General features: G+C 45.5%; 16 protein-coding genes and 1 rRNA gene. 11 read left to right on the top strand and 6 right to left on the bottom strand.

What is annotated here, in order from left to right; translation table 11 throughout:
- Positions 1–59 precede the first annotated feature (59 nt).
- Genes xseB through T495_RS0100725 form a run of 3 tightly spaced genes read right to left on the bottom strand, consistent with a single transcriptional unit; the run spans position 60 to position 3,015 of the window.
- Positions 60–251 carry an exodeoxyribonuclease VII small subunit gene (xseB, locus tag T495_RS0100735; protein ID WP_028902612.1) on the bottom strand — a complete coding sequence of 64 codons (192 nt, stop codon included), beginning with the start codon at positions 249–251 and terminating at the stop codon, positions 60–62.
- 1 nt (position 252) lies between these two features.
- A complete protein-coding gene (gene xseA / locus T495_RS0100730; RefSeq protein ID WP_028902613.1) occupies positions 253–1,557 on the bottom strand; it encodes an exodeoxyribonuclease VII large subunit in 1,305 nt (434 codons plus the stop codon).
- 6 nt (positions 1,558–1,563) lie between these two features.
- Entirely contained in the window at positions 1,564–3,015 is a 1,452-nt protein-coding gene (locus T495_RS0100725) for a S8 family serine peptidase (RefSeq protein ID WP_033147266.1), read from the bottom strand.
- Positions 3,016–3,250: 235 nt separating this feature from the next.
- Between T495_RS0100725 and T495_RS0100720 the strand changes: the two genes are divergently transcribed.
- The 9 genes from T495_RS0100720 (at position 3,251) to T495_RS0100675 (ending at position 11,013) form a co-directional block, all read left to right on the top strand.
- Positions 3,251–4,630: an MATE family efflux transporter gene (locus T495_RS0100720; RefSeq protein ID WP_231495025.1), complete on the top strand. Its 1,380-nt coding sequence runs from the start codon at positions 3,251–3,253 to the stop codon at positions 4,628–4,630.
- 6 nt (positions 4,631–4,636) lie between these two features.
- Complete coding sequence (locus tag T495_RS0100715; RefSeq protein ID WP_028902616.1) at positions 4,637–5,254, top strand: AAA family ATPase; 618 nt, start codon at positions 4,637–4,639, stop codon at positions 5,252–5,254.
- On the top strand, positions 5,251–5,748 hold the full coding sequence (locus T495_RS0100710; protein ID WP_033147265.1) for a metallophosphoesterase: 498 nt from the start codon (positions 5,251–5,253) through the stop codon (positions 5,746–5,748). Before T495_RS0100715 ends, T495_RS0100710 begins: the two co-directional genes overlap by 4 nt.
- A 180-nt stretch (positions 5,749–5,928) precedes the next feature.
- Positions 5,929–7,065 (top strand): dTDP-glucose 4,6-dehydratase, encoded by a 1,137-nt coding sequence (locus T495_RS0100700; protein WP_028902619.1) that lies wholly within the window; start codon positions 5,929–5,931, stop codon positions 7,063–7,065.
- Positions 7,052–7,357 carry a hypothetical protein gene (locus tag T495_RS0100695; protein ID WP_033147264.1) on the top strand — a complete coding sequence of 102 codons (306 nt, stop codon included), beginning with the start codon at positions 7,052–7,054 and terminating at the stop codon, positions 7,355–7,357. Before T495_RS0100700 ends, T495_RS0100695 begins: the two co-directional genes overlap by 14 nt.
- Entirely contained in the window at positions 7,354–8,559 is a 1,206-nt protein-coding gene (purT, locus tag T495_RS0100690) for a formate-dependent phosphoribosylglycinamide formyltransferase (RefSeq protein WP_028902621.1), read from the top strand. Before T495_RS0100695 ends, purT begins: the two co-directional genes overlap by 4 nt.
- 17 nt (positions 8,560–8,576) lie before the next feature.
- Complete coding sequence (locus T495_RS0100685) at positions 8,577–8,990, top strand: FdtA/QdtA family cupin domain-containing protein (RefSeq protein WP_028902622.1); 414 nt, start codon at positions 8,577–8,579, stop codon at positions 8,988–8,990.
- Positions 8,978–9,913 carry a GNAT family N-acetyltransferase gene (locus T495_RS0100680; RefSeq protein WP_033147263.1) on the top strand — a complete coding sequence of 312 codons (936 nt, stop codon included), beginning with the start codon at positions 8,978–8,980 and terminating at the stop codon, positions 9,911–9,913. The genes T495_RS0100685 and T495_RS0100680 overlap by 13 nt, the downstream gene beginning before the upstream one ends.
- Positions 9,910–11,013: a DegT/DnrJ/EryC1/StrS aminotransferase family protein gene (locus tag T495_RS0100675; RefSeq protein ID WP_028902624.1), complete on the top strand. Its 1,104-nt coding sequence runs from the start codon at positions 9,910–9,912 to the stop codon at positions 11,011–11,013. Before T495_RS0100680 ends, T495_RS0100675 begins: the two co-directional genes overlap by 4 nt.
- Here T495_RS0100675 and T495_RS0100670 read toward each other — a convergent pair.
- From T495_RS0100670 to T495_RS0100660, 3 genes are read right to left on the bottom strand one after another with little or no spacing between them, the layout of a single operon-like run.
- On the bottom strand, positions 11,000–11,593 hold the full coding sequence (locus tag T495_RS0100670; protein ID WP_028902625.1) for an LUD domain-containing protein: 594 nt from the start codon (positions 11,591–11,593) through the stop codon (positions 11,000–11,002). The two genes, T495_RS0100675 and T495_RS0100670, sit on opposite strands and share 14 nt — an antisense overlap.
- A 23-nt stretch (positions 11,594–11,616) precedes the next feature.
- A complete protein-coding gene (locus tag T495_RS0100665; protein WP_028902626.1) occupies positions 11,617–12,987 on the bottom strand; it encodes a lactate utilization protein B in 1,371 nt (456 codons plus the stop codon).
- 31 nt (positions 12,988–13,018) lie between these two features.
- Positions 13,019–13,756, bottom strand: coding sequence for a (Fe-S)-binding protein (locus T495_RS0100660; protein WP_028902627.1), 738 nt, complete (start codon positions 13,754–13,756; stop codon positions 13,019–13,021).
- Positions 13,757–13,942: 186 nt separating this feature from the next.
- Between T495_RS0100660 and T495_RS0100655 the strand changes: the two genes are divergently transcribed.
- Positions 13,943–14,662 carry a Bax inhibitor-1/YccA family protein gene (locus T495_RS0100655; RefSeq protein ID WP_028902628.1) on the top strand — a complete coding sequence of 240 codons (720 nt, stop codon included), beginning with the start codon at positions 13,943–13,945 and terminating at the stop codon, positions 14,660–14,662.
- A 401-nt stretch (positions 14,663–15,063) separates the two neighbouring features.
- Positions 15,064–15,262 (top strand): 16S ribosomal RNA (locus T495_RS15690); the annotation flags it as partial.

The raw sequence follows: 15,262 nt of genomic DNA, 5'->3' as shown, positions 1-15,262 counted from the left end.
CAAATTTGCACGCAAATGTACGTAATAAATATCAAATCAAAGAATTTTTATTCGAAAAATTACTGATCTGTAAGTATTTTCTTGATTTCTGCGTCAGTTTTTGTCAATTTGGCCTTGCAAAGCTTAATCAATTCCTGGGCGCGTTTCAATTGTTCTGCCATCTGGTCGATGTCGAATTCGTCATTCTCCATTTTACGAACGATGGTTTGCAGTTCGGCTATGGCAGCCTCGTATTTTTGTTCTTTTTCCATATTATGATGATGTTGTGACTATTGAATGTATGGTTCCGTGGGCTACACGTGTTTCTATGTCTGTGCCTGGTTTGAGGACAGAGGCATCCTTAACAGCCTTGCCATTGTGGAGGGTTATACTGTAGCCGCGAGCCAGCAGTAAGGTGGGATCAAGTGCTTTTAACTTCTCTTCCATCAGCTGCAGGCGGTAGCTTTCGCTGGTGAATCGGTGCTCCAAAAGGATTGGCATCTTTGATTCGAGAACTGATAGTTGATGGTTGGCATCTGATATCTTTTGTTGCATCATACTGAGCAGTCGGTTGTTTAGAGAATCGACTTTTGCATCCTGACGTGTTTTGACCAGTGAGAACAACCTGGAAATGGTTTCGGAGAGAACTAACAACTGATTGCGGGTGGAAGCACTTTTCTGCTGAGCGTAATGCATGATGAGGCTTTGGGTGCCCTCAATGGTTTCGAGAACGCCTTTCAGATGGTCGATAAGTGAGGTGGCAGCTGCAGTAGGTGTTTTTACGCGTGCGTACGATATCATGTCGAGTACGCTCTCGTCGCGGTCGTGACCTATACCCGTAATAATAGGTATAGGGAAATTGGCTACATGCTCGGCCAGGGCTAATGTGTCGAAGCCGCTCATGTCGCTGGTGGCACCACCGCCTCGGATAATCACAGCACAGTCAAATGGCTCATCGTAAATGCATTCTAGTGCCTGGATAATGCTTTGTTCTACACCTTCTCCTTGCATGATGGCGGGAAATAGTTGGATGCAGAACTGAAATCCGTAAGGATTGTTGTTGAGCTGTTTGCAGAAGTCGCCATAACCAGCAGCAGTCTGGCTGGAAATTACAGCAATCCGTTGACAGAATGTAGGTAGTCGAAGGCTTTTCTGTAAGTCGAACACGCCTTCGGCCTTCAGCTGTCGGATAATCTCCTGGCGCTTACGCGCCATATCTCCGAGGGTGTATGTGGGGTCTATATCCGTCACTATCCATGAGAATCCATAAGCTTCGTGGAACTGCGGATAAACTAGCAGTAGAACCTTCATGCCTGCGTGTAGTTGCTGACCTGTGGTTCGCTCGAAATAGGGGCGGATGGTGAGCCACTTGTTGGCCCAGCATTTGGCTGAGGCTTTGGCTATAGGGGTGGCAGTCTGTTCATCTTTTTGTATCAGTTCCATATAACAATGTCCACGGCTCTCGCGGCATTCGCTCAATTCTGCTTCTACCCAGTATTCCGTGGGCAGCGCATCTTCGATGATCTCTCGTACCAGCCGATTTAGTTCGAATAATGTTATATGTTGTGCTTGATTCATGCTTTATTATTCGTTTGCGTAATGCCCTATCATATAGGCACGCCAGAAGTTAGGCACACCATAGCCGTAGATATTGTCAGGTTTCTGGTAGTTGCTGCTATGCTGACGTACTAAATCAATGATGTCGAAAGCTGACTTTTCAGGGAGCGCTTGCCAAAGGCAAGCCACCAGACCTGCCACGATGGGGGTGGAAAACGATGTGCCCATATCGCGGATGACGGAACCGCGCCCCGATAGCAAGTGGGCAGGACTGCCTAAGGCCATGATATCTGGCTTGACGCGCATGTCTTGTGTAGGTCCAACACCACTGAACGGGGCATTAGTGCGCTCTACATTAAGGGCACCAACGGTCAGTATGTCATTGGCATCGGCAGGAAAGGTGATTTTTTTCCATGGCCCCATGCCACTATTACCTGCCGAGTTGACTAGAATGATTCCTTTATGTGCTAGCATTGAAGCTGTGCGCGAGATGAGGGCTGTGTGCCCGTCAAGGTCGTGCTGGTGGTAATAGCCTGGCCGATTGTCGTATTCGGTGTATCCCAAACTCGAGGTGATGATGTCGGCTCCCAATGAGTCGGCAAATTCAGCTGCCATCGCCCAGTAATCCTCTTCTACAGGCTGTTCGGTCTGTTGGTCTTCGCAACGGAGTAGCCAATAGCGTGCCTCAGGAGCTGTTCCAACAAGTACTTCGGGCTCATTGGTAGCCATTGTCGAGAGGACTTTTGTGCCGTGGTCGGTTTCTTGATAGAAATGTGGACTTTGTGGATATACAAAATCCTTGGCACCGGCAATTAGTATATGTTGGAAAGCTGGAATTTGATCGCAATTCATGAATCCGCCATCGAGGATTGCAATGGTGATGCCTTTGCCACGAAAGCCGATGTTGTGCAGGCGCTGGCCGTTCAGCATCTCTATTTGATCGCGACCATGCCCATAAAAAGTGCCCTTAACACTATCCCATGGATTGAATTCAAAGTTGGGCTTGGTCTTGATCTGTCGCTCAATACTGTCAGGTGCTTCCCATACTTGTTCGCAGTGTTTTACATAAGCTTGCTCACCTAATTTCTTAAGCAAGGTAGTGTCGGCTGAACGAACCAAAACAGTGTTGTTCCAGCGGCTGGTGCCTATTACCAGCGATGGGACGCCCGATCGTTTGATGTTGCGATTGGCCTCGTTGGTCAGGTGCTCAATAGCTTTCAGATAGCCGCTACTGATGGGGAGGTCGGTGGAATCTAAGGCTAATCCTTGTTTCCGGCGGCGCTCAATACTCTTGTTTGAGAGCCAGCGTTGCGGCCGGTCGAGCGTGTAGCTCGATTCGCGCTTATCCACCAACGTGTAGCGCCAGATAAAGCACTTGCCCCCAGGATACTTTTTCTTGGGGGGCGTGGTTGCGCTAAGGGATAAACAATAGGTCAGTGCAACTGTTATCAACCAGAATAATAGCAAGGCTTTTCTCATAACGACTGCAAAGTTAGATAAAAAAAACGAAAGCACCAAGACTTTTGTATGTTTATTCAAACTCTAAATCCGTTTTTTTTGAAAAGTACCTAAAGAATTTTTGCACGTTAACTACTTTGCATGTGAAAAGTACTTAGAGAAAAATACGTTCTAAACAGACTTCTCCTTAAAGATTATGAAAAAGTCATAGTGTAGTAATGTATGTTGCATTTTTTTTTGTATCTTTGCACACGAAATGATGAATAGTAAACAGATGAGTGATAATAAACAAGCCACATTGGCGCTGGGCACGAAACCTGTAGGACAATTACTGTGGCAATATGCATTGCCGGCTATTGTGGCCATGTCGGCTTCGAGTCTCTATAATATCATCGACCGTGCTATGATCGGTCAGATTGTAGGCCCCGAGGCTATTGCGGGCTTAGGCATTACCTTTCCTTTTATGAACCTGAGTGCAGCCTTTGGTGCAGCAGTAGGTGTGGGGGCGAGTGCCAGCATTAGTGTAAAGCTGGGGCAGAAGGATTATCCTACGGCTCAGAATCTGTTAGGAAATACCCTGACGCTGAACCTGATTATCGGTTTCTCATTCATGGTTATCTGTCTGATGTTCCTGGATCCTATCCTGTATTTCTTCGGTGCCAGCGAAGTCACATTGCCTTATGCACGCGAGTTTATGACGGTTATTCTGCTGGGTAACGTAATGACCCACATGTATTTTGGTATGAACGCTGTGCTGCGTGCTGCAGGTAAGCCCAAATATGCCATGTACTCGGTGCTGTTTACTGTGGGCATGAACATATTGCTGGTGCTGGCGTTTGTATGGTGGTTCCGTTGGGGCATTCGTGGTGCAGCTTTGGCTACCGTAACATCACAGACCATTGCTATGTGCTGGCAGTTGTGGCTTTTCTCGAACAAGAACGAGATATTGCACCTGAAGCATGGTATCTATAGACTGAAGAAACGATTAGTAAGTAATATTATTGCTATTGGTATATCGCCATTCCTGATGAACGTTACATCGTGCGTGATCGTGATTTTCATGAATAACCAGTTCGTACGCTATGGTGGCGATATGGCAGTGGGTGCCTATTCGATAGCCAACTCGGTGGTGATGATGTTCTTTATGTTTGTGATGGGTGTGTGCCAAGGCATGCAGCCTATCGTGGGCTATAATTACGGTGCCGAGAAGTACGACCGCATGTTGCGATGCCTTTTTATGGCTATCGGGTGTGCTACGACAATCCTGCTGGTTGGTTGGATACTGTCGATGCTTTTCCCCCGCGAGATAGCCCGTATCTTTACCACCGACGAAACACTTATAGAACTGTCGGCCACGGGTATCAAACTGGATATGCTGGTGTTCTTCGTGGTAGGCGCGCAGGCTACCATCACACATTTCTTCCAGAGCATCGGAAAAGTAAAGGTTTCTATATTCCTCTCGCTGTCGCGACAGCTGTTCCTGTTGCTACCGATGGCGTATGTGTTCCCGTTGATCTGGGGGCTCGACGGTGTGTGGTATTCGATGCCAGCCAGCGATTTTCTGTCGTTTGCGATGACAATACCCATGCTGATGTGGTATATGAAGAAATTTAAAGTAGCGAAAGCGAATAACTAAAGAATAATGAATCATATTATTATTAACGTAGGTAGGCAGGTTGGTGCTGGCGGACAGGAAATAGGACGCATGCTGGCAAAGGACTTTGAAGCGAAGTATTACGATCGCGAGTTGCTGAATCTGGCTGCTAAAGAGAGTGGCTTCTCGGAGAAGTTCTTTAAACAGAATGATGAGAAGAAAGGCTTTTTGCGTGGATTGCTGAATGTACAGACACCACACTTTATGGGTGGTAACTTGTATGGTTCGAACTTCTCGCAGGAGAGCCTTTTTAAGTTTCAAAGTGATGCTATCCAAAAGGCCGCCAGCGAAGGCAGTTGCGTGTTTATGGGGCGTTGTGCCGACTATATTCTGCGAGATTTCGAGAATGTAGTGAATGTGTTTATTACCGCCTCGATGGACTTCCGCGTAGATATCGTATCAAAAGTTAAGCAGTTGGATGCCGAGCAAGCCCGCAAACTGATTGAGCATGTGGAAGCCCGTCGTGCGCAATATTATAATTACTATACTGGTAAGAAGTGGGGTGCTGCCGAGAGCTACGACCTGTGCGTGGATGCCAGTTTGCTGGGGCTTGAAGAAACCGAAAAACTGATTGCCGACTTTATTCGCAAGCGTTTTGGATTATGAAGAGAATAGGCATACTGAGCGATACTCACAGCTATTGGGACGATAAGTACTTACACTATTTTGAACCCTGTGACGAGATTTGGCATGCTGGCGATATCGGTAGTTTAGAGGTGGCCGAGAAGTTGGCTGCCTTCCGTCCCTTCCGAGCTGTATGTGGTAATTGCGATGGGGGCGACTTAAGACTGATGTATCGCGAGCTGAATCGATTTAAGTGCGAGGATGTTGATGTGCTGATTAAGCATATAGGTGGCTATCCTGGCAACTACGATCCCAGTGTTCGCTCTACACTCTATGCCATGCCGCCACAATTGTTTGTGGCTGGTCATTCGCACATACTGAAGGTGAAGTTCGATAAGACACTTAATCTTTTACACATCAACCCAGGTGCGGCAGGTATTCAGGGGTGGCATAAAGACAGAACCTTGATACGACTGACTATCGACGGGAAGGATTTTAAAGATTTAGAAGTTATAACATTAGGAGATTATGTATAGATATACGGTAATGGCAGTGTCGACGGCAATTGTTTTTGCTGTTGTTCACATTATACTCACTCTGATTTTCGGAACTACAATCGATTGGAGTGGACTTTTGTTTGAGTCAGTTGCTTTTGGAATTGTTATGACTGTAGTACAGTATTATAGAGAAAGAAATAAAAATAATATAGAAAAGGTATGAAAAAAACTATCGTTATTACTGGAGGGGCAGGCTTTATCGGCTCACACGTAGTCCGCCTGTTTGTGAACAAGTATCCCGAGTATCACATCATTAACCTCGACAAGCTTACCTACGCTGGTAACTTGGCTAACCTGAAGGACATCGAGAACAAACCAAACTACGAGTTCGTTAAGATGGACATCTGCGACTTCGACGCATTCTACAAACTGATGCAAGATAAGAAGGTTGACGGTATCATCCACCTGGCTGCTGAGAGTCATGTTGACCGGTCTATCAAGGACCCATTCACATTCGCAAAGACCAACGTGATGGGTACTCTGAGTTTGCTGCAGGCTGCAAAGTTGTATTGGGAGAGTCTGCCAGAGAAGTACGAGGGCAAGCGCTTCTATCATATCTCAACAGATGAGGTTTATGGCGCACTGGAACTGACACACCCAGAGGGTATCGAGCCTCCATTCACAACTACCGCTTCAAGCTCAGAGCATCATCTGGCTTATGGCGATAAGTTCTTCCTGGAGACAACAAAGTATAATCCTCATTCACCATACTCAGCATCAAAGGCATCGAGCGACCACTTTGTTCGTGCATTCCACGATACATACGGAATGCCTGTGGTAGTGACCAACTGCTCAAACAACTATGGTCCTTATCAGTTCCCTGAGAAGCTGATTCCGCTGTTTATCAACAATATCCGTCATCACAAGCCTCTGCCAGTATATGGTAAGGGTGAGAACGTGCGCGACTGGCTGTATGTAGAGGATCACGCTCGTGCCATCGACGTTATCTTCCACGAGGGTAAGATTGCTGATACATATAATATCGGTGGATTTAACGAGTGGAAGAACATCGATATCATCAAGGTGGTAATCAAGACCGTTGACCGTCTGCTTGGACGTAAGGAAGGCGAGGATATGGACCTGATTACATTCGTAACAGACCGTGCCGGACACGATCTGCGCTACGCTATCGACAGCTCTAAGCTGCAGCGTGAGCTTGGCTGGGAGCCATCACTCCAGTTCGAGGAGGGAATAGAAAAAACAGTTCGCTGGTATCTGGACAATCAGGAGTGGCTGGACAATGTGACCAGTGGCGACTACCAGAAATATTACGATAACATGTATGCCAACAGATAATCTTTCAAAAGAGCTACACTCGTATCTGGTGCGTATTGGTATCAATCCCACCAGCGTTACTCCCCAGATGGAGCACTATCTGGAGCATCTGCTCTACCTGTTGCCACCTGAGGAAGAGGAGGCTGTGACGCATTACTACGGACTGTTGGGCTGCGAGCGCAAATCGCTGCAGGAGATAGCCAAGGGATTCGGCATGTGTCAGGAAGACGCAATGGCACGTATAGACCAGTGCATAAGAAAGTTGGCAGTGACACCAGAGTGGCAAATGTTGAAACAAACCATAGAGAAATGAAAAAGATACTATTACTAGGCTCAGGTGAACTCGGTAAGGAGTTCGTGATAGCCGCTATGCGTGCAGGACAGTACGTGATAGCCTGCGATCGTTATGACAATGCGCCAGCTATGCAGGTGGCTGATGAGCGCGAGGTGTTCTCAATGCTCGACGGAGATGCTCTGGAGGCTGTGGTAAACAAGCACAAGCCCGACATCATCGTGCCAGAGATTGAGGCTATCCGCACAGAGCGACTCTTCAAGTTTGAGGAACAGGGCATACAGGTGGTTCCATCTGCTCGTGCCGTGAACTTCACCATGAATCGTCGTGCTATCCGCGACTTGGCATCGAAGGAACTGGGACTGCGTACAGCAAAGTATTTCTATGCCAAGACCTTCGATGAGTTTAAACATGCTGCTGATGAAATCGGTTTTCCATGTGTGGTTAAACCTCTGATGTCATCGTCTGGTCACGGCCAGAGCTATGTACACAATGACGACGAATTGGAGCAGGCCTTTAAGGAGGCGATGGAAGGTAGTCGCGGCGATGTGAAAGAGGTAATCATCGAGGAGTTTATCGACTTTGATTCGGAGTTTACCCTACTTACGGTTACGCAGAAGAATGGTTGGCCAACACTGTTCTGTCCGCCTATCGGACACGTACAAAAAGCTGGCGACTACCGTGAGTCGTGGCAGCCATACAAGATATCTGATGAGGCCTTAAAGCAGGCTCAGATAATGGCCGACAAGGTAACCAAGGCGCTTACTGGTGCTGGTATCTGGGGCGTTGAGTTCTTCCTTACCAAGCAGGGTGAAGTTATCTTCAGCGAGTTGAGTCCACGTCCACACGATACCGGAATGGTAACACTCGGACATACCACCAACCTGAGCGAGTTTGAACTACACTTCCGTGCAGTAATGGGAATGCCTATTCCCGCAATCCATCTTGAGCATGCTGGCGCATCGGCTGTGATTCTCTCACCAAAGGAGGCTTCAACACCTGTTGATCGTTCATTGCTCGACTACAACTTTGACGAAGCTCTGAAGGAGGATCGCACACGTATCCGTATCTTCGGTAAGCCCGAGGCTCACAAGGGGCGTCGTATGGGTGTAGTACTCTGCTACGGCGAGGTTGGTGACGACGTAAATGCGCTGCGTGACAAGGCTAAGCGACTGGCTAAGACCGTGCTGGGAACTGATCCTTACACAAAGTTTGAACACTAATAGAGGATTTCTGGATGATGAACCGCTTGGATGTCAAGATCGTAGATTTGCCAAGAATCACTGATCCGCGTGGCAATCTGACCTTTGCTGAGGCACTGTCGATGGTCCCCTTCGATATAAAACGGGCCTATTGGGTTTACGATGTACCTAGTGGCGAGTGTCGAGGTGGACATGCTCATAAACGTTTGCGTCAGTTTGTCGTCGCTCTGAGCGGTTCATTCAATGTAACATTGGATAATGGCTTCGAACGAAAGACCGTCCTTCTGAATCATCCATGGCAAGGCTTGCTGATTGATACCAATATCTGGCGAACACTTGATGATTTTTCTTCTGGTGGTGTGTGTCTTGTTCTAGCTTCGGAACACTATGATGAGGAAGATTATATATACGATTATGATGAATTTCTAAAATATGTAGGATGTTCGAAATAAGGCGATATTCACCTGAGCTGGTCGACGAATGGAATGATTTCGTGGCATCATCGAAGAATGGCACATTTCTTTTCGATCGCCGCTATATGGATTACCATGCTGATAGGTTCAGAGACCACTCGTTGATGATTTATCGTCGCGGACGACTTTATGCCTTATTGCCTGGAAATGTGGATGGTGATATATTCTATTCCCATCAAGGACTGACTTATGGCGGATTGCTAATGAACGAAAGAAACACGGCTACTGATGTGGTGGAAATAATCAGGATGATTAATGCAAATCTGCGTGCGGAGGGTTTAAAAGAGGTTGTTTATAAGCCTGTGCCATGGATTTATCACCAACAGCCATCCGAAGAGGACCTGTATGCGATTAATGAGGTGTGCGATGTGCGTATCACACGTGGATTGTCATCTACAATTACTCGTGAATACCAGAACGAGTGGTATCGTATTAGAAAGAATGGTGCAGAAAAAGCCAGAAAAGCTGGAGTGAGGATAGAACAAACAGAAGATTATCGTCAGTTTTGGATGATTCTCTCGAATAATCTTCGTGAGCGATATAGCCTGAATCCGGTTCATACCGTTGAAGAAATAGAATTGCTTCATAATCGTCTGCCAGAGCACATACTACTGTTTGTGGCGAAAGAGGAACATCAGACGATAGGTGGTTGCGTGCTTTATGTCACTAAACGTGTAGTACATTCGCAATACATTGCTGCCAGTCCAAGAGGTAGAGAACTACATGCTCTCGATTTGTTGTTTGAGAAGGTGATTGCTCAATCGCTGAAGAGTCATGCCTATTTCGACTTTGGTATATCGACAGAAAAGCAAGGTACGTACCTCAATCAACAGTTGATTTATCAGAAAGAGGGTTTCGGTGGGCGTGGCATATGTTACGATTGGTATAAATGGGCGTTATGATAAAGTATCTCGATCTGAAAGCTCTCAATGATTTACACGACGATGAGTTGCATTTGGCTGTGAATCATGTGATGGAAAGCGGTTGGTATATAAAGGGGGAGGCAACAAGAAAATTTGAGGAACATTTTGCTGAGTACATTGGTACTAAATACGCTATAGGATGTGCTAATGGATTGGATGCATTGAAACTGATTATGCGTGCTTATATAGAGATGGGAGTGATGCAGAAGGGGGATGAAATCATCGTACCAGCCAATACCTATATCGCCTCTATTCTCGCCATTACTGCATGTGGTTTGACCCCCATTATTGTGGAGCCGAATATCAATACACTCCAAATTGATGAAACAAAGATAGAATCAGCCATTACGCCTAAGACTAGGGCTGTCATGATTGTTCATCTGTATGGTCGTTGCGCCTATTCTTCAATGATAGGTGATATCTGTTGTAAATATGGGTTGAAACTTATCGAGGATAATGCTCAGGCACATGGTTGCCTATTTGGTGAAAGACGAACAGGCTCGCTTGGTGATGCTGCAGGTCATAGTTTCTATCCAGGCAAGAATTTAGGTGCGTTGGGCGATGCTGGTGCTGTGACTACCAACGATGAAGTATTGGCACGCGTGGTTACTTCTTTAGGGAACTATGGCTCTGGTAGGAAATATGTATTCGACTATCAAGGTTATAACTCGCGTATAGATGAAATCCAGGCAGCCATGCTCGATGTGAAGCTGAAATACCTCGACGAAGAAAACCATTGCCGTAAAGAGATTGCTTCTTTATATATAAATAAGGTGAAAAATCCGTTTTTGTCTATCTATACATGTGATGAGCGGGATTGTGTTTGGCATATATTTCCTGTTTTTTGTGAATATCGAGATCAATTGCAACAATATCTTCGTGAGCATGGTGTAGAGACTCAAATACACTATCCAATACCGCCTCATAAACAGCAATGTTATCGTGAGTGGAATAATCTCTCGTTCCCCGTTACCGAGCAAATTCATGCTATGGAACTTAGTATCCCCTGCCATCAGGCTATGACAAAAAAGGAGGTTGATACGATTATCAACCTCTTGAATAGCTTTATTCCGGCATAAGTAAAATCGTTGCGGTTCTAGCTGCTTGTGCTCCCATTACTAATACTTGAGCAATGTCTGCGGTCTTCGATGGGCCGCTGATAAATGTACCATAGCCATCGTACTCCTTATCAAACTCGATGCGTTTGTAAGCCTCGTGCATGTTGTTTACAATCTTACTTTTGGGGAGCAAGATAATCAGATTTTCGGATATAAAGCAAATTGCTTTCTCCTTCATGGTTTGTGGAATCCATATGCACGCGTTTTCTGCTATACCAAACTTTCCTCGGATAATGCCAACATCTGTTCCGTTCAGATCGCGGGCTCTGCCAACCGTATCAGGATTTCTGGTGGCGATGGTTATCTCTGGCAGATTTGAGGCAATCTCCTTGGCATCAGGAAACAGTTCCTTGATAAGCAGATTGATATCGCGGCCAGGATCTACTTCTATCACTTGTCCGCCCACCATCTCTGTCATCTTCACAAACTGAACCAGTGGGTTGGGGTAGGTGGTAGCTTTGATATCACTCAAATCGGGCATGTCGAATTTCTCTCTCACATTTGTCCTATATCTTTTCAGAATATCATCTTTGTTACTCATAACTTAATGTTCAATGTTTAAAGTTATTTTACTTTTCCTTTCTTCCATAGCGAGTGGAATGTTTCCTTTGGAAATTTCATCATCTTATGCCCCTCGGCCCATGGATTCATGCCGCAGTTGATAAGTGGAGATGGAATGAGGTTGGCCCAATGAGCCAGAGCCGTACCGATATTGTAAACGCCCTCATTACCATATACCATACTCATGCCCTTGCACATCATCTTCTTTTGCGGGTTAGCAGTACCGAACTCGTCTAACTGCTGACGCCACATGTAAATCTGGTCGCCTAAGTTTACCTTGGCAGGGCAGAGCGTCTGGCATGAGTTGCACAGAGTGCAAGCACTTACATTACCAGAATGCTTTTGTGGATCGCGAAGCATGCCAAGGTTTATGCCAATGGGACCTGGTATGAAGTAGCTGTACGAATAGCCACCACTACGGCGATATACGGGACAGGTGTTCATGCATGATCCGCAGCGTATACACTTCAGTGCCTCCCAGTGGTCTGCGTTGCCAATCCAATCGCTGCGTCCGTTGTCTACCAGTACAATGTGCATAGGGTTGGCTGTAGGACGTGCCTTACGGAAATGTGAGGTGAACGTGGTAGTGGGTTGTCCTGTGCCAGCTCTACAAAGCATGCGCTGGAATACGGCCAAGCAATCATAATTAGGAATAATCTTCTCTAATCCTATCGCTGCAATGTGCAGTTTGGGGCACGAGGTCGACATGTCGGCATTACCTTCATTGGTGCAAACTACAATATCGCCTGTTTCTGCGATTCCAAAGTTGGCGCCTGTCATGCCTGCATCTGCAGTAAGAAACTCGTTGCGCAGACTCAATCGGGCTACATAAGTAAGGTACGTGGGGTCGTGGTTGCCCTTTTCGCTGCCAAGTTTCTCCTCGAATAGTTCGCCAACATCGTCGTGATTCAAGTGGATAGCTGGCATCACAATATGGCTTGGTGCCTGACCTTTCAACTGGATGATACGTTCGCCTAAGTCGGTTTCGACCACTTCGATACCATGCTGCTCGAGGTATGGATTCATCTCACACTCTTCCGTCAGCATCGATTTCGATTTAACAAGTTTCTTAACATTGTGGTTCTTTAAAATGCCAAACACAATCTCGTTGAATTCGTGCGCATCCTTGGCCCAATGCACAATACAACCGTTTTCTTCCGCTTTAGTTGCAAACTGGTCAAGATACTTGTCTAAATGGGTGATGGTGTGGCGTTTGATGTCGCTGGCCTTCTCGCGTAGCTGTTCCCATTCGTCAAGTCCGTATGCCATATTGTCACGTTTGGTGCGTACCGCCCAGAAAGTGGCATCGTGCCATTTTGCGTATGTTTGGTTCTTCAAGAACTCCTTCGCTGCGATACTATGTGCTGTACTCATAATGTTTATTCTTTAATGTTTAATGATAATCTCACAGCTCTGCTGCTAAGATTTCTACCACATGCTTGAACTCCACATCCAAGCCTCGTTTCTTGGCAACACCTGCCATGTGCATCAGGCACGAACAGTCGGGACCTGTTACAAATCGCGCACCAGTCTTCATATGGCGCTGCACTTTATCTATACCCATCTGCTCGCTAATGGCTGTCTCCTCAACCGAGAACATACCGCCAAAACCGCAACATTCGTCGGGGCGTTCAGGCTCTAATACCTGTATGCCCTCTACAAGGTTCAGCAAGTCCTTGATTTTGTTGAACTTCGGAATACTCTCCTCGCTTGGCGAACTCAAGCCCAATTCTCTCACACCATGACAAGAGTTGTGCAAACTAACTTTGTGGGGAAAGGTACCTAATGGATGGTTGACCTTCACTACATCATGCAGAAACTCAACAACGTCCATCGCTTTCTTGGCTGTCTCGCACTCTGTTTTACCTTTTAGTAGGCGGGGATAGTTTAACTTAATAAACGCAGTACAACTAACCGAGGGTGATACCACATAGTCGAAACCTTTGAATTTGTCTTCAAACTTTTCGGCAAGTGGGATAGCTTGTCCCTCAAATCCGGCATTAGCCATCGGTTGTCCGCAGCAGGTCTGGTTCAGTGGGTATTCCACATCCAGCCCCAGATGCTTTAATAGTTTGTAAGTGGCTACTCCTACATGAGGATAAACCACGTCAACATAGCAGGGAATAAATAAACCGATCTTCATTTTCGTTAGTGTATTATTATATTTGCATTTTAGTTGTTCATGGGTACAAATATAGTGAAAAATTTCCAAAAATACTAATAAAACGGTATTTTTGTTGCTTATTTATGTTTTATTAAAAGTAAATGCTTACCTTTGTGGCATTAAATTTGCAGTATTATTAATGAATCTCGAAATAAAATAATGAGTATGAATTATAACGAATTTAACTTTGATGGTCTGACACGTGAGCGAGAGCTCTCTATGTCGGCTGCTTTTCCCGCATTGATACGGAAAGTGTATGTGTGGATGACGCTGGCCCTTGTGCTTACAGGTGTTACAGCGTATGGCGTGGCTACTAGTCCAGGCGTTCTTGCCGCCTTGTATTCTAACAGTGTACTCCTTTGGGGGCTGGTAATAGCTGAGTTCGCCATCGTATTTGGCGTAAGTGCTGCTATTAACCGGTTATCGCTTACTACAGCTACGTTGCTGTTTGTATTGTATTCGGTTATTAATGGTGCATTGTTCTCGTCTATCTTCATTATCTATACAATGTCGAGTATCGCCAGCGTATTCTTTATCACTGCTGGTACGTTTGCAGTAATGGCACTCATCGGTTATACTACCAAGATCGATCTTTCGTCGATGGGAAAGATTCTCTTCATGGCGTTGATTGGTATTATTATCGCTACTGTTGTGAATATCTTCCTGAAGAGTTCTGGTCTTGAAATGATTGTAAGCTATCTGGGCGTTTTGATATTCGTGGGTCTTACTGCTTACGATTCTCAGAAAATCAAAAATATGCTTTTGATGGCACCCGATGCAGGAGAGGCTGCTCAAAAGATGGCACTTTTGGGTGCTTTGACCCTCTATTTGGACTTCATTAACCTCTTTATTTATCTGTTGCGTATTTTTGGACGTCGAGAATAGGCTTCTCGCGTACATTATATATAATAAGAGGTGAAAAATTCAAATATGTAAACATTCCCGAAAACTTTCATGTTTTTGGGAATTTTTTTGGGAAAATATTTGGTGGAAAAGAAAAAATACCGTACCTTTGCACCCGCTTTCGCTCAAAAACGATAGCACACTAAGAAAGAGTTCTTTGAAAGATTTACATAGACAGAAGTAGTACAAGAAGCAAGAGTAGAAATACTCTTGGGTAACAAGAAACAAACCGTTTCAATTCTTTGAAAAAAGAATCTTGGATAGTCGTTCTGAAACAGATAATGATTAAATTTACAAGGCTTCTAGGAGCGAGAGAAATGAAAGCTTGCTTTCAATTTCCGAGCGACGACGAAGACTCGTAGAAAATATCGAAGATATTTTATACAATGAAGAGTTTGATCCTGGCTCAGGATGAACGCTAGCTACAGGCTTAACACATGCAAGTCGAGGGGCAGCATGATCGAAGCTTGCTTTGATTGATGGCGACCGGCGCACGGGTGAGTAACGCGTATCCAACCTTCCCTATAGTAGAGAATAGCCCGGTGAAAATCGGATTAATGCTCTATGTTATTCAATGCGGAC

This window comes from Prevotella sp. P6B1 (assembly GCF_000702825.1).
Taxonomy (GTDB): Bacteria; Bacteroidota; Bacteroidia; order Bacteroidales; family Bacteroidaceae; genus Prevotella.
The sequence above is the reverse complement of the archived record's forward strand: the minus strand, read 5'-3'. Positions and strand labels throughout refer to the sequence as shown.